This window comes from Ramlibacter sp. PS4R-6 (assembly GCF_037572775.1).
In the GTDB taxonomy this organism is placed as follows: domain Bacteria; phylum Pseudomonadota; class Gammaproteobacteria; order Burkholderiales; family Burkholderiaceae_C; genus Ramlibacter.
Window position 1 is genome coordinate 2091743 of record NZ_JBBHKA010000001.1, and the last position, 16239, is coordinate 2107981.

19 protein-coding genes are annotated in these 16239 nt (G+C 69.8%); 9 read left to right on the plus strand and 10 right to left on the minus strand.

Features of this window, described 5'->3' with window-relative positions:
- Window positions 1-13: 13 nt before the first annotated feature.
- The gene (locus WG903_RS10345; protein ID WP_340074957.1) at window positions 14-1234 is read right to left on the minus strand and encodes an alpha/beta fold hydrolase; all 1221 of its coding nucleotides are present in this window, start codon (window positions 1232-1234) and stop codon (window positions 14-16) included.
- Window positions 1235-1347: 113 nt separating this feature from the next.
- On the opposite strand from WG903_RS10345, the gene WG903_RS10350 reads away from it, so the two are divergent.
- Window positions 1348-1662, plus strand: coding sequence for an EthD family reductase (locus tag WG903_RS10350; protein WP_340074959.1), 315 nt, complete (start codon window positions 1348-1350; stop codon window positions 1660-1662).
- Between the two features lie 6 nt (window positions 1663-1668).
- Here WG903_RS10350 and WG903_RS10355 read toward each other — a convergent pair whose 3' ends face one another.
- Window positions 1669-2217: a PAS and helix-turn-helix domain-containing protein gene (locus WG903_RS10355; RefSeq protein WP_340074961.1), complete on the minus strand. Its 549-nt coding sequence runs from the start codon at window positions 2215-2217 to the stop codon at window positions 1669-1671.
- 103 nt (window positions 2218-2320) lie between these two features.
- On the opposite strand from WG903_RS10355, the gene WG903_RS10360 reads away from it, so the two are divergent.
- Window positions 2321-3019: a CoA transferase subunit A gene (locus WG903_RS10360; RefSeq protein ID WP_340074963.1), complete on the plus strand. Its 699-nt coding sequence runs from the start codon at window positions 2321-2323 to the stop codon at window positions 3017-3019.
- 11 nt (window positions 3020-3030) lie between these two features.
- Window positions 3031-3666: a 3-oxoacid CoA-transferase subunit B gene (locus WG903_RS10365; protein ID WP_340074965.1), complete on the plus strand. Its 636-nt coding sequence runs from the start codon at window positions 3031-3033 to the stop codon at window positions 3664-3666.
- 7 nt (window positions 3667-3673) lie between these two features.
- Here WG903_RS10365 and WG903_RS10370 read toward each other — a convergent pair whose 3' ends face one another.
- A complete protein-coding gene (locus tag WG903_RS10370) occupies window positions 3674-4333 on the minus strand; it encodes a DUF7933 domain-containing protein (RefSeq protein ID WP_340074967.1) in 660 nt (219 codons plus the stop codon).
- Between the two features lie 140 nt (window positions 4334-4473).
- On the opposite strand from WG903_RS10370, the gene WG903_RS10375 reads away from it, so the two are divergent.
- Both WG903_RS10375 and WG903_RS10380 read left to right on the plus strand, forming a co-directional pair.
- Entirely contained in the window at window positions 4474-4995 is a 522-nt protein-coding gene (locus WG903_RS10375; RefSeq protein WP_340074969.1) for a hypothetical protein, read from the plus strand.
- A gap of 98 nt (window positions 4996-5093) precedes the next feature.
- Window positions 5094-5771: a head GIN domain-containing protein gene (locus WG903_RS10380; protein WP_340074971.1), complete on the plus strand. Its 678-nt coding sequence runs from the start codon at window positions 5094-5096 to the stop codon at window positions 5769-5771.
- Here WG903_RS10380 and WG903_RS10385 read toward each other — a convergent pair.
- On the minus strand, window positions 5743-6345 hold the full coding sequence (locus tag WG903_RS10385) for a DNA-3-methyladenine glycosylase (protein WP_340074973.1): 603 nt from the start codon (window positions 6343-6345) through the stop codon (window positions 5743-5745). The two genes, WG903_RS10380 and WG903_RS10385, sit on opposite strands and share 29 nt — an antisense overlap.
- 33 nt (window positions 6346-6378) lie before the next feature.
- Between WG903_RS10385 and imuA the strand changes: the two genes are divergently transcribed.
- The 4 genes from imuA to infA all read left to right on the plus strand — a co-directional run bounded on the left by imuA (window position 6379) and on the right by infA (window position 12082).
- On the plus strand, window positions 6379-7104 hold the full coding sequence (imuA, locus tag WG903_RS10390) for a translesion DNA synthesis-associated protein ImuA (protein WP_340074975.1): 726 nt from the start codon (window positions 6379-6381) through the stop codon (window positions 7102-7104).
- A complete protein-coding gene (locus WG903_RS10395) occupies window positions 7073-8350 on the plus strand; it encodes a Y-family DNA polymerase (RefSeq protein ID WP_340074977.1) in 1278 nt (425 codons plus the stop codon). The genes imuA and WG903_RS10395 overlap by 32 nt, the downstream gene beginning before the upstream one ends.
- Entirely contained in the window at window positions 8343-11624 is a 3282-nt protein-coding gene (locus WG903_RS10400) for an error-prone DNA polymerase (protein WP_340074979.1), read from the plus strand. The genes WG903_RS10395 and WG903_RS10400 overlap by 8 nt, the downstream gene beginning before the upstream one ends.
- A gap of 188 nt (window positions 11625-11812) precedes the next feature.
- The gene (gene infA, locus WG903_RS10405) at window positions 11813-12082 is read left to right on the plus strand and encodes a translation initiation factor IF-1 (protein ID WP_340074981.1); all 270 of its coding nucleotides are present in this window, start codon (window positions 11813-11815) and stop codon (window positions 12080-12082) included.
- 39 nt (window positions 12083-12121) lie between these two features.
- Here infA and WG903_RS10410 read toward each other — a convergent pair whose 3' ends face one another.
- From WG903_RS10410 to WG903_RS10435, 6 genes are all read right to left on the minus strand, one after another.
- The gene (locus WG903_RS10410) at window positions 12122-12913 is read right to left on the minus strand and encodes a S1 family peptidase (protein WP_340074983.1); all 792 of its coding nucleotides are present in this window, start codon (window positions 12911-12913) and stop codon (window positions 12122-12124) included.
- A 7-nt stretch (window positions 12914-12920) separates the two neighbouring features.
- The gene (locus WG903_RS10415) at window positions 12921-13154 is read right to left on the minus strand and encodes a hypothetical protein (protein WP_340074985.1); all 234 of its coding nucleotides are present in this window, start codon (window positions 13152-13154) and stop codon (window positions 12921-12923) included.
- A gap of 34 nt (window positions 13155-13188) precedes the next feature.
- Window positions 13189-13416, minus strand: coding sequence for a cold-shock protein (locus tag WG903_RS10420; RefSeq protein WP_340074987.1), 228 nt, complete (start codon window positions 13414-13416; stop codon window positions 13189-13191).
- Window positions 13417-13626: 210 nt separating this feature from the next.
- Window positions 13627-14301: a Crp/Fnr family transcriptional regulator gene (locus WG903_RS10425; RefSeq protein ID WP_340074989.1), complete on the minus strand. Its 675-nt coding sequence runs from the start codon at window positions 14299-14301 to the stop codon at window positions 13627-13629.
- An 8-nt stretch (window positions 14302-14309) separates the two neighbouring features.
- The gene (locus WG903_RS10430; protein ID WP_340074991.1) at window positions 14310-15473 is read right to left on the minus strand and encodes an iron-containing alcohol dehydrogenase; all 1164 of its coding nucleotides are present in this window, start codon (window positions 15471-15473) and stop codon (window positions 14310-14312) included.
- On the minus strand, window positions 15470-16234 hold the full coding sequence (locus WG903_RS10435; protein ID WP_340074993.1) for an SDR family NAD(P)-dependent oxidoreductase: 765 nt from the start codon (window positions 16232-16234) through the stop codon (window positions 15470-15472). The genes WG903_RS10430 and WG903_RS10435 overlap by 4 nt, the downstream gene beginning before the upstream one ends.
- Window positions 16235-16239: the final 5 nt, after the last annotated feature.

Here is a 16239-nt window from a genome sequence, read left to right on the forward strand (position 1 = left end):
CGCGGCACCGGACTCAGTTGCGCGTGCCCTGCTGGCCGCGCCCCGCATGCTGTGCGATGAACGCGAGCAGGGTCGCGACGCAAGTCTCCCAGGCGGGCTCGCTGGGCTGCACGACGTGGCTCGTGCTGTCCAGCGCCACGAACCGCGCGCCCTCGATGCCGGTCGCGAGTTCCCGGCCCAGCGACACCGGGACCCATGCGTCGCGCTCGCTGTGCATGACCAGGGTCGGTACCCGCACCTGGCGCAGGCGGTCCGACACATCCAGCCCGCCCGTGAGCCCCACGATCTGCGCGGCGATTTCGGCGGACGCGGACACGCGCTGCAGCTCGTTCATCGCATCCATTTCGGCCCGCGAAGCATCGGGCCAGCCGAGCGAGGTGAACAGCTGCCGAAACGCCGGGTTCACCTTGCCCCAGCCCTGCAGGGTGAGGAGCTGGAACGCGTCGCCGCGCTGCACGGTCTCGGGCTCCCCGCGGCGCCGCCATCCCCTCGCATAGCCGCCCAGGAGGACCATGCACGACACCCGCTTGGGGTGCCGGACCGCGAACTCGATCGCCGTCGCGGCGCCTTGTGAGATGCCCAGGAGGGCGATGGGCCCGCTCGCGAAGCGCCGGGCGACTTCCTCGAAGTCGCTCACCGACGTCTCGAAATCCAGCGGCGGAACCTTCCTGTCCGACAGGCCCGTTCCGCGCTGGTCGTAGCGGATCAGGCGCACCTGTTGCGACAGCCGCGTATTCAGCGGGCCCCAGACGTGCGTCGTCCACTCGTGCTCGAGGTGCGTCATCCACACGCCCGCGCGCAGCACATCCGGGCCCTCACCGGAGGCCGACGCCGCGATGTGGACCCCATCCTTGGCACGCACGAAGTGAACTGCGCGGTCGATGGCGGGGCCTGCCGCAGGCGGGTGGGTGGGCGCGGCGAGGGGCCGGAGCGGCGCGATGAAGCGGTATCCGCGCCCCGGCACGGTTTGCAGCCAGTCGCGATCGCCGCCCTGTGCAGCGAACGCCTTTCGCAATGCGGAGATGTGCACCTGCAAGCTGTTTTCGGTCACGACCGTGCCGGGCCAGACACGTTCCATCAGCGTGTCCTTGGAGACCAGCTCCCCGTGCGCGAGCGCCAGCTCGCAGAGGACGTCGACGGCCCGGGATCCCGCCGCGACAGGGTTGCCCTCGTGGAGGAGCACCCGTCGCGCGCAGTCGAGTTCGAAGGAGCCGAAAGCAAGCCGGTCGTTCAACACATCTTCCTGCAGGGGCGCCCGCTCAGGACTCTTCACAACAATTCAGGCGCCGATCAGGACGCGACTTTAACGTGTGCCTATGCTGGCGCATCCACACGAAGGAGATGGACGTGATCAAGTTCAACGTGCTGTATCCCGCGCAGCAAGGCGCGCGCTTCGACCATGCGTACTACCGCGACAAGCACATGCCGATGGTTGCGGCCCGCCTCGGCGCAGCCTGCCAGCGCTACACGATCGACACGGGGCTGGCCGGCGGCGAGCCCGGTGCCGCTTCGCCGTACATCGCCGGCTGCAGCATCTACTGCGCCTCCGTCGAGGCCCTGCAGGGCGCCCTGGGCCCGCACGTGCAGGAGATCATGGCCGACATCCCCAACTACACGAACACGCGGCCCGTCATCTGGATCAGCGAAGCCACGGTCGGTTAGCCGGCCTCAGGCCGTGCCGGCCATCAATTTGTGCACGAGGTCGGCCGTGGTGCTGGCCTTGTACTTGCGCATCAGCCGCGCGCGGTAGATCTCCACCGTGCGGTGGCTGATCGCCAGCGTCTTGCCGATCTCCTTGCTGGTCATGCCGTCCAGCAATCGCGCGGCCACCTCGCGCTCGCGCGCCGTCAGCTCCGCCTTCACGGGCCGCTGCGAGCTCAGGTCCTCGAAGGCCCAGATGCCGGATTCGTGCGGCTGCTCGCGGTTGAGCGCGTGGCCGGTCACGTGGCACCAGAAGACCTCGCCGCTCGCGCGCTTCATGATGCGGTCGTCGGCGTAGTGGCCTTTCGCATTCAGGATCGGCGCCATGCGGGCGCCGAGCCGCTCGTACTCGTCCGCGCTGGGGTAGAGCACCTGGAACGACTGGCCGACCAGCGCCTCGTGCGACCATCCGAACATGTCGCACAGCTGCTGGTTGCAATCGACGATGGCGCGGTTGCGCGAGACGCACAATCCCACCGGCGCCAGGTTGAATGCCAGGCGGTAGTCCACTTCCACGCGGGTTAGCCTTTACGAAGAACTACGTAGCGCATTAGGTAGTATCGTAGCGGGCATTCCGGGGGCGATTCCTCCGGGTTTACGAGCGCAACAGGAGACCACTGTGAACAAGCTCTATCCCAGTGCAGCAGCCGCCCTCGACGGCGTCGTGAAGGACGGCCAGCTGCTCGCCGTCGGCGGCTTCGGCCTGTGCGGCATCCCCGAGGCACTCATCGAGGCGCTGAAGGAAAGCGGCAAGAAGAACCTCACCGCCATCTCCAACAACGCCGGCGTCGACGACTTCGGCCTGGGCAAGCTGCTGCAGACGCGCCAGATCAAGAAGATGATCAGCTCGTACGTGGGCGAGAACAAGGAGTTCGAGCGCCAGTACCTGGCGGGCGAGCTCGAGCTGGAGTTCACGCCGCAAGGCACGCTGGCCGAAAAGCTGCGTGCCGGCGGCGCCGGCATCCCGGCCTTCTTCACGAAGACGGGTGTGGGCACGATGGTCGCCGAAGGCAAGGAACTGCGCGAGTTCGACGGCGAGACCTACGTGATGGAGCGATCGCTCGTGCCCGACGTCGCGCTGGTGAAGGCCGACGTCGCCGACAAGAGCGGCAACCTGCGCTTCAACCTGACGGCGCGCAACTTCAACCCGGCCTGCGCGATGGCCGGCAAGGTCTGCATCGTCGAGGTGGAGAAGGTCGTCGAAGTGGGCGAGCTCGCGCCCGACGACATCCACCTGCCCGGCATCTACGTGCACCGCATCGTGCTGAATGCGAAGCCCGAGAAGCGCATCGAGAAGCGCACCACGCGCACCGCCTAAGGAGAGACGACATGCCCTGGACCCAAGACCAGATGGCCGCGCGCGCGGCGCAGGAACTGGAAGACGGCTTCTACGTGAACCTCGGCATCGGCATCCCGACGCTGGTGGCCAACTTCACGGGCGACAAGGAAGTGTGGCTGCAGTCGGAGAACGGCATGCTGGGCATCGGCCCCTTCCCGACGGAGGCGGAAGTCGACGCCGACCTGATCAACGCCGGCAAGCAGACGGTGACCACGATCAAGGGCAGCTCGATCTTCGGCAGCCACGAGAGCTTCGCGATGATCCGCGGCGGCAAGATCAACCTGTCGATCCTGGGCGCCATGCAGGTCAGCGAACACGGCGACCTCGCCAACTGGATGATCCCCGGCAAGATGGTCAAGGGCATGGGCGGCGCGATGGACCTGGTCGCGGGCGTCAAGCGCGTGATCGTCCTGATGGAGCACGTCGCGAAGAAGAAGGACGGCACCGAGGACCTGAAGATCCTGCCCAAGTGCACGCTGCCGCTCACGGGCGTGGGCGTGGTCGACCGCATCATCACCGACCTGGGCGTGTTCGACGTGACGCCGCAGGGCCTGAAGATCGTGGAGCTCGCGCCCGAAGTGACGCGCGATTTCGTGCAGTCCAAGACCGGCGTCAAGCTGCACTAGCCTGCGCTCAAGGCGCGGCGCTCAGCGTCGCGCCCGCGAATTGCGAGTTTGTCCCCGCATCCGACAGCACGCTCCCGGCGGCGAGCGTGAGCAGGAACACCCCCGCGGAGCGCGCCACCACGCGCGCGGAGACGTCGCAGCCCCCGCGGCGGATGACGCTACCCCTTTCCAGCGTGACCTGGTTGCCGCCCGGCGCCGCGCGCACCATCGCGGCGCACGTCCCGCCGAGCGCCGGCTGCGCGGCAAGGGTCACGCCCGGCGGGAGTTGGAGCGTCAACGGACGCACGAGCGTGGCTCCGCCGGCGCTGGCGAATGCCATCGTGAGGATGCTCGGAGCCCCGACGGCAACGCTCGCGGGCTCGACATGCAGGGAGGCGACCAGTTCCGCATGGACACGCGTGGCCGCGCGCGCCCCGGCATCGCGCGCAAGGGCCGCGGCTTCTTCGGGCGCGATGTCGGCGGGGTCGGCCAGCGAGCGCGGTTCCGCCTGGCCGGCCGGCCGCAGGTCCGCCGCGAAGGTGTAGCCGCCCGCCCTGGCCCACAGGTACAGCGTCACCTCCCCGTCGTCCCGCGGGAAGCTGAGGGTCACGCCACGCGAAATGTCCTGCGCCGCGGCGTGCGAGGCGGCGAAGAAGGCTGCGATGGCGAGGAGGGTCCGTCGGCCCATATGGATGAGTCTAGCTTTCGCATGCCGCGTGTCGATGCGGGCTGACAGTGTTTCAGCCGAGGCGCCTGCAAAACGGGCCGGGGCACGCGGCTCATCATCGCGGCGAAAGGCCGTGCATGCGCACGGCGGGAGAGATCACCATGCGTCGTTGGAAACCCATCGTCCTCGTGCCGCTGCTGGGCCTGGCCTCGCTGCAGGCGCTGGCCTGCTACACGGTCTACGACCGCAACAACCGCGTCATGTGGCAGGGCGACAAGCCGCCCGTCGACATGAGCCGGCCGCTGAGCGAAACCGTGCCGGTGCGCTTCCCGGGCGGCCAGATGGTGTTCGACGATTCGCCCACGTGTCCGGTCGTGAGTTCCGTCGCCATGGGCAACGGCGGCTTCGTCACCGCCACGAACTCGCCGCTGCTCACCGACCAGAAGACCGCGCGCGAGCTGCGCCTGCCGCACCGCATGGTCGGCGAGAACATCGCGATGGTCCCCGCGCAGGCGGTGGCCATGGAACCGGGAGTGACCGTGGTGCCGTCCGTCACGGTCGCCTCCAAAAGCCCGGACACGCGCACGATGGGCGCGCCCGGCGCGGTCATCACCGAATACCGCAACCCGCCGCTCACCGTGATCCGGCGCGGCAACGAAATCATCGTGACCGAACAGCGCTGAGGCGCAGCCCGTCGCACGCTCCTGCAGTCCGTCGCAACGCGGCGGACGCACCGGCTCCTGGAACCTACGATCCGCGCATCGTTTCCAGGAGTTTTTTCATGACCCGACCCATTTCACGCCGCATCCTCTGGATCTTCCTCGCCGCCTTCTCGGTGGCGGGCGCCGCCGCCGCCGAAACCGTCGCGGGCAACGGCGTGGTGCGGACGCAGGAGCGCGTCGTCTCCAGCTTCAGCGGCATCACGCTGGGCATCCCGGCCAAGGTGGAAGTCACCATCGGCGCCACCGAGGCCCTGACCATCGAGGCCGACGAGAACCTGCTGCCCCTCATCGAGACCGGCGTCAAGCGCGGCACGCTCGAGATCAAGCCCGTGCGCAGGAACCTCCAGCTGGAAGCCAGGGCGATCCGCATCGTCGTGCAAGCGCGCCGCATCGAGGAGCTGGGCATCGCCGGCGCGGGCTCGATCACGGCCGGCGCGCTGTCGGCCAAGCAGCTCAGGCTCGACATCAGCGGCAGCGGCAACGTGCGCGTGGACGGCACCGCCACCCGCTTCGTGGCGTCCATCGCCGGCTCGGGCGACATCGCCGCCTCGCGCCTGGTGGCCGACGACGTCGACGTGACCATCGCGGGCGCCGGCGCCGTGCAGGTGGCGGCGCGTTCGCGGCTCGACGTCACCATCGCCGGCTCGGGCGGCGTGACGTACTACGGCGACCCGGCGGTGAGCCGGACCATCGTCGGCGCTGGCGCCATCAAGCGCGCCGGCCCGCTGCCGCAGTGACCGGCACCGGGAAGCGCCTGCTCAGGTAGGGCGAGCCTTTCAAACCAAAGCGCCAGTGCAGTTCCATCGCCTTGCTGATGCCGATGCGCGGGCCGGTGGCGATGGGGTAGTCCGCGTCGCGCGCGAACACGCGAAAGGGCGCGCGGTCCAGGCGGCAGCCGTTCATGGCGTGCTCGATCGCCAGCGCCTGGCCCACGCGTCCCGGGCCTGAGCACAGCAGCCGCAGGTCGTCGAGGCCGCGGCGCTCGCGCATCTCGTCGATGCCTTCGAGCGGCTCGATCGCGCGGATCAGCACCCCCGCGCCGTGGCCTTGCTCGCGGCAGACGAAGTTCAGGCACCAGTGGATGCCGTACGAGCGGTACACATAGGCGCGCCCGGGCGGGCCGAACATCGCCTCGTTGCGCGCCGTCGGGCCGCTGAAGCTGTGCGACGCCGGGTCGGCCCGGTCGTAGGCCTCGGTTTCCACGATCCGCCCGCCCACGCCGTCTACCAGGAGGACGGCGCCGATGAGCTCGCGCGCCACTTTTTCGGAAGACCCGGCGAAATCTTCAGGATGCAGCAGGCGGGGTTTCATGCGGGCCGGGAAATACTGTATAAATCATCAGGTATGCTGCGCGCTCCTTCCCCCATTTCACCCGAGAACCTGCCGCACGTGTGGCGGGCGCCGGAGCTGGCCCGGGCGGTGGACCGTGTGCTGGCCACGGGCCATGCCGCGCTGGATGCGCAGCTGCCCGGCGGCGGCTGGCCCTGCGGCACGCTGGTGGAGGTGCTGCAGGCCAGCCCCGGCCGGCATGCCTGGCAATTGCTGCTGCCTGCGCTGGCCCGAGCGACGCAAGCCGAAGGCGGGCCGGTGGTCCTCGTCGATCCGCCGCACCTGCCTTTCGGCCCCGCGCTGGCAGCGCAGGGCCTGGCGACCGAGCGGCTGCTGAAGGTGCAGGCCAGGAACGCGCAGGCCGCCTTGTGGGCCAGCGAGCAGGCGCTGCGCTGCGCGGACGTCGTCGCGCTGCTCGCCTGGCTGCCGCGCTGCCGCGCCGCGGACCTGCGCCGCCTGCACCTCGCGGCCGCGCAGCAGGGCAAGCTGCTCTTCGTCTTCCGCACGCTCGCGGCGCGCGACGAGTCGTCGCCGGCCCGCGTGCGCCTGGAGGTCGAGGAGGGCGAGGAGCTGCGCGTGCACCTGCTCAAGCGCCGCGGCCCGCCGCTCGCATCCGCCATCGAATTACCGGCGCAGCCCGCGCGCCTGCAGCAGCTGCTCGCGTCGCGCAAGCGCGGGCGCACCGCCACCACGAACAGGGACCGATCGCATGTACTGGATCGCACTGTCGCCATCGCATGAGGACGAGCGCACCGCCTGGGGCTGGCGGTGTCTCCAGTTCACGCCGCGCGTGGCGTGGCTGGACGAAGCGCTCGTGCTCGAAGTGTCGGCCACGCAGCGGCTGTGGGGCGGGCGGCGCAAGCTGCTCAAGCACCTGCTCGATGTCGGCGAGGCGCTGACGCCTTCGCCCTGGGCCGTGGGCCCCACGGCGCAGGTCGCGCTGGCCCTGCTGCGCTTGAAAGCGCGTGGCGAAGAAAAACCCGAAGCCGTCCCCGACGGCCTGCCGCTGGACACGCTCACGGCCGCCTTGCCCCACGTTCCCATCCTCGAGCGCATGGGTTGCCGCACGTGGGCGCAGCTGCGCGCCTTGCCGCGCGGCGGGCTCGTGCGCCGCTTCGGCGCTGCGCTGGTCGATGCGCTCGACCGCGCGTACGGCGACGCACCCGAATCGCATGCGTGGATCACCGCGCCCGAGAGCTTCGACCTGAAGGTGGAACTGGCGGCGCTCGCCACCAGCGCGCCCGAACTGATGTGGGCCGCGCAGCGGCTGCTCTCGCAGATGCAGCTGTGGCTGCAGGCGCGCAACCGCGGCGTGCTGGCGATCGAGCTGGAGTGGACGCTGGACCTGCGCCGCCTGAACGGCCAGCGCTTGCCGCCGACGGAGACGCTTGCGGTGCGCACCGCGCGGCCCACGCAGGACATGGCGCACGTGCGGCGGCTGGTGAACGAGCACCTCTCCCGCGCGCAGCTGGCCGCGCCGGCGAACCACCTGCGCATCCGCACCCTCGAGACCACGCCCTGGGGCGGCATCGCGGCCAGCCTCCTGCCCGAGGACAACAAGCCCGGCGAGAAGCTGCACGAATTCGTCGAGCGCCTGAGCGTGCGCCTGGGCGAAGGCAGCGTGCAGGTGTGCGAGCCGCATTCGGACCACCGGCCCGAGCACATGCAGGCGTGGGTGCCCGCGCGGCACGCCATCCAGTGCCTGGACGGCCACGAAGGCGCGAACGCCGACGCGCTCTACCCGACGTGGATGCTGCCGCAGCCCCTGCCGCTGCCGGTGAAGGGCGACCTGCCTTGCTACGGCGGCCCGCTGCGCCGCCTGACGCGCCTGTACCGCATGGAGACGGCGTGGTGGGAGGAGGGCGGGCCGGCCTGCCGCGACTACTTCGTCGCCACCAGCAAGGACGCCGGCCTGGTGTGGATCTACCGCGACCGACCGCTGGGCGAAGGCGACGCGCGCTGGTACCTGCAGGGCCTGTATGCCTGAGCAACCGGTCAAGCCGCCGCCCGCGCCGCTGGACGAGGAGCGCGACCTCCCGCCGGTGCTGCACGAGGGCCCGGACCCGCTGCCCAAATACGCGGAGCTGCATTGCGTCACGAGCTTCAGCTTCCAGCGCGGGGCCTCGCACCCGCAGGAGCTGGTGCGGCGCGCGTACGACCTGGGCTACGACGCGCTCGCCATCACCGACGAATGCTCGGTGGCCGGCGTGGTGCGCGCGTGGAGCGGGTGGAAGGAGTACCGCGACTACGTGCGCAAGCTCGAAGAGGGCTCGGGCCGGCGCTACCTGCGCGACTTCACGCTGCTCTTCGGCGCCGAGTTCGACTTCGGCGATGCACGCCTCGTGGCGCTGGCGTGCAGCCTGGACGGTTGGGGCGGCTTGTGCGAGTTCATCACCGCCGCGCGCATGGGCGATGCCGTGAAGGGCGAATACAACGTGTCGTGGGACACGAGCGATTTCTCGCTGCTGCAAGGCTGCCAGGTGCTGCTGGCGCCGAAGCGCGAAGGCTTCGCGATGGAAGCCTGCGCCGCGCGCCTGCGCAGCTTGCGTGCGCGGTTCGGCGCGGCCCTGTGGCTGGCCGTGGAGCTGCCTTCGCTGCTCGACGACGACCTGTGGCTCGCGCAGATGCGCGAAGCCGGCGCGGCGGCGCACGTGCGGCTGGTGGGCGCGGGCGACGTGCACATGCACGTGCGCTCGCGCAAGCCGCTGCAGGACGTGATGACCGCCGTGCGCCTGGGCCGCACCGTGGCCGAATGCGGCACGGGATTGCAGGCCAATGCCGAGCGCCACCTGCGCCAGCGCAAGCGCCTGGCGGAGACGTACCCGGAAGACCTGCTCGCGGCCACGCTGGAAGTGAAGGCCAGGTGCGAGGCCTTCGACATCGAGACCATCAAGTACAACTACCCGCTCGAAACCGTGCCGCCGGGCCTCACGCCCACGCAGGCGCTGCGGCAGATGGCGTACGACGGCGCGCGCGAACGCTGGCCGCGGGAGATCCCCGGCAAGGTGCGGCGGCTCGTCGAGAAGGAGCTGGCCCTCATCGCCGAGTGCGGCTACGAGATGTTCTTCCTGACCGTGCACGACATCGTGCGCTACGCCAGGAGCCAGGGCATCCTGTGCCAGGGCCGCGGCTCGGCGGCCAACTCGGTGGTGTGCTACTGCCTCGGCATCACGGCGATGGACCCGATGGATTCGCAGCCGCTGCTGGAGCGCTTCATCAGCGTCGACCGCAGGAACGAGCCGCCCGACATCGACGTCGACTTCGAGCACGAGCGGCGCGAGGACGTCATCCAGTACATCTACAGGAAATACGGGCGGGAGCGCGCCGCCATCGCGGCGGTGGTCATCACCTACCGCACGCGCAGCGCGATCCGCGACGTGGGCAAGGCGCTGGGCGTGCCCGAGAAACTGGTCGACGCCTTCGCCAAGGACCACCACTGGTTCGAGGAGAAGCTCGCGGTGCAGCGCCTCGAGGAGCTGGCGCAGCTCACGGGCACGCCCATCACCGCGCACCTCGCGCGCCAATGGATGGAGATCACGTGGGACCTCATGGGTTTCCCGCGCCACCTGTCCCAGCACGTCGGCGGCTTCGTGCTGACGCAGACGAAGCTCACGCGCCTGGTGCCGGTGGAAAACGCCAGCATGAAGGACCGCTCCGTCATCCAGTGGGACAAGGACGACCTGGAGGACATGGGCCTGATGAAGGTGGACGTGCTGGCGCTGGGCATGCTCACCGCCGTGCGGCGCTGCCTGGCTTTCGTCTCGCAGCGGCGCGGCACGCCGTTCACCATCTACGACATCCCCAACGGCGACGAGCCGACGTACGAGATGATCCGCCGCGCCGACACCATCGGCACCTTCCAGATCGAAAGCCGCGCGCAGATGTCGATGCTGCCGCGCCTGAAGCCCAGGGAGTTCTACGACCTCGTCGTGCAGGTGGCGATCGTGCGGCCCGGCCCCATCTCCGGCGGCATGGTGCACCCGTACCTGAAGGCACGCGAGAAGGTGGCGCGCGGCGAGAAGGTCGAATACGAAAAGCCCGAGCTCGTCGAGGCGCTGGGCCGCACGCTGGGCGTGCCCATCTTCCAGGAGCAGGTGATGCAGATCGCGATGATCGCCGCCGGCTTCACGGCGGCCGAAGCCGACTCGCTGCGCCGCGCGATGGCCGCGTGGAAGCGCAAGGGCGGCGTCGGCAAGTTCCACGAGCGCGTCGTCGAGGGCATGCGCGCCAAGGGCTACCGCACCGATTTCGCCGAGCGCATCTTCAAGCAGATCCAGGGCTTCGGCGAATACGGCTTCCCCGAAAGCCACGCCTACAGCTTCGCGCTGATCGCGTACAAGAGCAGCTGGCTCAAATGCCACGAACCCGAGGCCTTCCTCGCCGCGATGCTCAACTCGCAGCCCATGGGCTTCTACTCGCCCTCGCAATTGATCCAGGACGGCAAGCGCCACGGCGTGGCCGTCCTCCCCGCCGACGTCTCGCACAGCGACTGGGACTGCCAATTGGCGCCGGATTCCGATTTCGCTGCGCGTCCCGCCGTGCGCCTGGGCCTGCGCTACGTCGGCGGCCTGAGCGAAGAAGGCGGCAAGCGCATCGCGCGTGCGCGCGGCAGCGAGCCCTTCCGCAACGTCGAGGACCTCACGTTGCGCGCCGCGCTCGATGCGCGCGACCTCAAGGCGCTCGCTGCTGCCGACGCGTTGCTCTCGCTCGCCGGCCACCGCCGCCAGCAGGTGTGGGAAGCCTCCGCGCAGGCCAAGCCGCCGGAGCTGCTGCGCGGCGCGCCGGTGAACGAGGCGCCCATCGCATTGCCCGCCGCGAAGGAGGGCGAGGAGATCGCCTTCGACTACGCCTCGCTCGGCTTCACGCTGCGCCGGCACCCGCTGGCCCTGCTGCGGCCCCGGCTCGCGCGGCGCAAGCTCCTCAATGCCGAGCAGCTGGCGCGGCTGCCCAACGGGCGGCAGGTGTCGGCGTGCGGGATCGTCACCGTGCGCCAGCAGCCGCAGACGGCCAACGGCACGATCTTCGTCACGCTCGAGGACGAGACGGGCCAGGTGAACGTGATCGTGTGGAAGTCGGTGCGCGAATCGCAGCGCGATGCGCTGCTGAGGTCGAAGCTGCTCGCGGTGAGCGGCACCTGGCAGCGCGACGTGGAAAGCGGCGGCAACGTCTGCCACCTGGTGGCCGAGACGATGGAAGACCTCACGCCGCTGCTCGGCCGTCTGGGCACCCAGTCGCGCACCAACAGCCGCGATTTCCACTAGCGCGGCACGGCCTTCGCCTTCCGCGTATCATTGGGGGGTTTCCTGGTCGGCTCCCTAGTGCCCTAGCCGACGACCCACTTCGCGGTGGCGCACAGGTCCAGCTTTCGCACCGCGCACCCTTCACTTTCACACCTCGCCGGTGGGGCGGGGTACACGAACCGCGCGCCCTTGCGCGCCAGGAGAATCGAATGGCCAAGGAAGAATTGATCGAAATGCGAGGAACGGTCGCGGAAATGCTGCCGGATTCGCGCTACCGCGTGGTGCTCAGCAACGGGCACGAACTCGTCGCCTACACCGGCGGCAAGATGAAGAAGCACCGCATCCGCATCATCGCCGGCGACGACGTGACGCTGGAGCTCTCGCCCTACGACCTGAGCAAGGGCCGCATCATGTTCCGCCACCTGCCCGAGCGCCGGTCGGACGCCCCGCGGCCGCCGCAGCAGCAGTACCGCCGCTGACCCCCAAAGAAAGAGCCCCTCGCGAGGGGCTCCTCTCATTCAGGCGGGCTTCGCGGCCACCCGCTGCGGGCCGGGCCTGGGGCCCATCTCGGCTTCGCTGAGCGGCGCGCCGTCGTCGGTCAGGGCCATCAGGATGTCCGCATACCACGTGCAATTGAGGCCCAGCGTCTCGTCGCGCACGAGGTCGCGGTCGCCCATGTCGAGCCGCGCCGCGTGAACGCCGAGCAGGCGCCAGGGCATCTCGGCCTCGTCGCCTTCACAGCGCATCACCACCGGCGCGCCGCTGGAGCCGCGGTGCATGCGCCCGTCGGTCAGGAAGTAGCCCTGCCCCTGGAAGCGCACGCCGAACGCCGACGCGATGATCGCGTGCCGCACCACGGGGAGGTGGTGCAGCGTGTCGTAGAACCCCAGCGGGAAGCCGACCACGCGCAACGATGCGCCCACCTCGACCTCGGGCGTGGGCGCCTGGATGTGCCGCGGCTCGAACGCGCGCAGGACCACGCCTTGCGGCAGGTTCGCGCGATCGATTTCGATGACGGCGATGTCCACGGGCCCGGCGGAGTCGCGGCCCTGCCGCCAAATGGCGCTGCCATCGCGGTACAGCAGGATCGAGAACACCACCCTGCGCGTGAGGTTGGTCTCGTCGGTATGCAGCACGAGCTCGATGCGGTCCGGGAAATGCCCCGTCACCTCGTCGTGCAGCACGTGGCGGCTGGTGACGGCGAAGAGCCGTTCGCCGCGCGCGAAGAAGAACGCCGTGGCCGCCGTGAGCGACTGCCGGCCGCGGAACGTCGAAACGCGCGTGGCCGTCAGCAGCAGGGGCTCGGTCATGCCCGGCTCAGGTTGCGCCGAGGGCGGGCCCGTGCATGTCGCCGATCCAGCGCAGCCCCTCGGCGTGCGCGTAGTGCGCCGCCGCCTTGGGGTTCTGGAACATGCGCGTCAGGCGCAGGACCCGGTCCGTCGTCGCCGACCCCGAGCCCGAGCGGATCGAAACGGAGCTGGCGAACCAGCCGTTGTCGAGCGCCTTGACCAGGGGAGAGACGAGGTACTTGCCGATGGTGAGCGGGCGCATCGGCTGCGCCGCGGGGGAATGAACGGCGCTGATGTCAGGCGATCGTTCGGATGTTGGAGGCCTGCGGGCCCTTGGCGCCCTGCGTCACCTCGAACTGCACGCGCGCGTTCTCGGCGAGCGTCTTGAAGCCCTGGGCGCCCTGGATCTCGCGGAAATGCGCGAACAGGTCCTTGCCGCCGCCATCGGGCGTGATGAAGCCGTAGCCCTTGCCCTCGTTGAACCATTTCACGGTGCCGGTCTGGCTGTTGTTGTTGTCGGTCATGTCGATCTTTCGATGTGAAGTTTCCCGCGCGACAACGTGCCGCGCAGTGCAAACGCCAAGAACCATCGGTGGGAGATTCGACTACGGCTCGCCGTGAAAGGGAGCAGGTGAAGAGAAAACCTGGAGATGCAGACTCTTGTGGAACGTCGGCGAACGAATGGTAACCGATTTCCGGCATTCGTGCCGGCGGCGGGCGCTGTGCAGTGGCGCCTACCTCGGCTGCGGAAGGTCAATGTAACCCGGCCCGCGACGGATGCGCCCTTGCAGCTGCAACTGCGCCAGGGCTTCGTTGACGCGCTGCCTGCTCGAGCCCGCCAGGCGCGCCAGTTCGGATTGCGTCAGCGGCATTTCGATGCGCACGCCATCGGCCACGCGCGTTCCGAACCTCTGGCCCAGTGCGCGCAGGCTGCCGAAGGTCCGCTGGAGGGTGGACGTTTCCACCTGGTCGCATGCCCGCTGGCCGATGCGCTGCGCCAGCTCCCAGTTGAGCTCGGCCAGTGCCGGCGGCAGCGACGGATGCCTGGCGCACACCTGCAGCAAGGCGTTGCGCCGCATGAGCAGCAACGTCGACGGCTGCCAGGTGCGCACGGAATACGGCAGGCGGCGCTGCGACAGCAACGGCACGTCCCCGAACCATTGGCCGGGCTCGAGCAGGTCGAGCACCACTTCGGCGCCGGCGTCGCTGCGGGTGCACACCTGGACGGCCCCTGCAGCCACCGCGCACCACACTTCGGGCACGCTGCCTTGCGACGAAACCGTGCGGCCGGCCGGCAGGCGCAGCACGGCGCTGTGTTGCAGCAGGTCGGCCTTCACCTCGTCGCCGAGCAGGCCGAACCATTCGTTGGCTTCGAGCGCGCGCGCCTCCTGCAGGGAGAGGACGCGCATGGCGCCGGTCACCATGCGGCCTCCAGGATGCGGCGCACGTCGGCCGCCGAACGGATGGCGCGCGGGTTGGCGAGCACCGCCGGATAGGCGAGGGCGCGGGCCGCGATGTCATCGAGGTCCGCCCGCGCGATCCCGGCGGCGCGCAGGTTGCCCGGCAGGCCGAGGCTCGTGACCAGGTTCGCGATGAAGCCGGGCAGGTCATCCCCCGGCGCCCCCACCGCTTGCGCGAGCTCGCGCTGCCGCGATTCATTCACCGGTGCGTTGAAGCGCAGGACGGCGGGCAGCAGCACGCAGGAGGTTTCCCCGTGCGGAACGCCGTAGGTCCCGCCGAGCACGTAGCCGATGCCGTGGCTCGCGCCCACACCCACGCCGGCGGCGACCGGGGCGACCGACTGCCACACGCCCATCTGGCCGATGTGGCGCGCCGCGAGGTCCAGCGGGTTCTTCGCGATCGCGGGCAGCGCTCGCGCCAGGAGTTTCAGTCCCTGGATCGACAGCGCCTCCGTCGCGGCATGGGCAGTGGGCGAGCAGAAGGATTCGACCGCATGGTCGACCGCCCGCAGGCCCGTGGCGAGCAACAGGCCCATCGGCGTTTCCAGCGTCGCCGCCGGGTCCAGCACGACCGAGCGGGGCGCCAGGAGCCGGTGCGAGACGACATGCTTGGTGCGTGTCGCTTCGTCGTTGACGGCGGCCGTGCAGGTGAACTCCGCACCGGAGAACGTCGTCGGCACGGCGATCGCGCGGATGGCCCCGGGCGCCGGCGCGACGGCGTCCTGCGCACCTTCCGGCAACCGTGCGACCTGCTCCGCCGTGGTCAGGCCTTGCCACAGGCACAACTGCGCTGCCTTGGTGCCGTCGATGACGGAGCCGCCACCGAGGGCCACCAGCAAGTCCGCACCGGCATCGCGGGCTGCCAGCGCCGCGCCCGCCACATCCGCGCTGCTTGAGTGCGCGGACATGGCAGCGAAGGTGCCGGCATGCAGCGGACCGAGCGCATCCACCAGCCGTTGAAGCGGACCTTGATCCAGCTTCGCGATCGACCGGTTGGTGACGACGAAAACACGCCGCGCGCCAAGGCGTTGCGCCTCGCGCAGCACGGCGTCGCCGGCGGGGCTTCCGAACACGATGCGCTCGTGCGCCTGCACGGCGAACTCGCCGGCCGCGGGCGTCATCGCGGCGTCGTCCTCACCCCGGCGTCGATGTCCAGCATGGTCGCGTTGATGTATTCGTTCTCGACGACGTGGCGCACCAGCCGCGCGAATTCCCCGGGCCGCCCACGCCGCTTCGGGTAGAGCACCATCCTGTCGATGATCGCGTCGCGCACCTTGTCCGTCATGCCGGCCACCATGGCCGTGTCGAACAGGCCGGGCGCGATCGCGACGACGCGGATCGCATGCTCCGCCAGGTCGCGCGCGAGGGGGAGGGTCATGCCCATGACGCCGGCCTTGCTGGCGCTGTAGGCCGCCTGGCCCACCTGGCCCTGCGTCGCCGCACCCGATGCCACGTTCACGATCACGCCGCGCTCGCCCGTGTCTGCGTCGGGGTTGTTGGCGCTCATCGCGAGCGCCGCGAAGCGCACGACGTTGAACGTGCCCGTCAGGTTGACGGCGATGCTGTCGTCCCAGTCCTTCAGCGGAAACACCTCACCGCGGGCGATCGTCTTGGCCGCGCGCAGGATGCCCGCGCAGTTCACCGCGACGTGCAGCGCACCCGCACGCGACGTGACGTGCGCCACGGCATCGCGCACCGACGCTTCGGACGCGACGTCCACGTGCAATGCCTCGATGCCTGCCTCGCGCAGCGAGTCCAGGCGGCTTTCGTCGCGCTCGAACGCGAACACGGTGGCGCCCGCTGCCTTCAGTTCGTCGCATGTCGCGCGGCCCAGGCCCGAGCCGGCGCCGGTCACGATGGCGATCTTTCCTTTCGGGTCCATGGCTT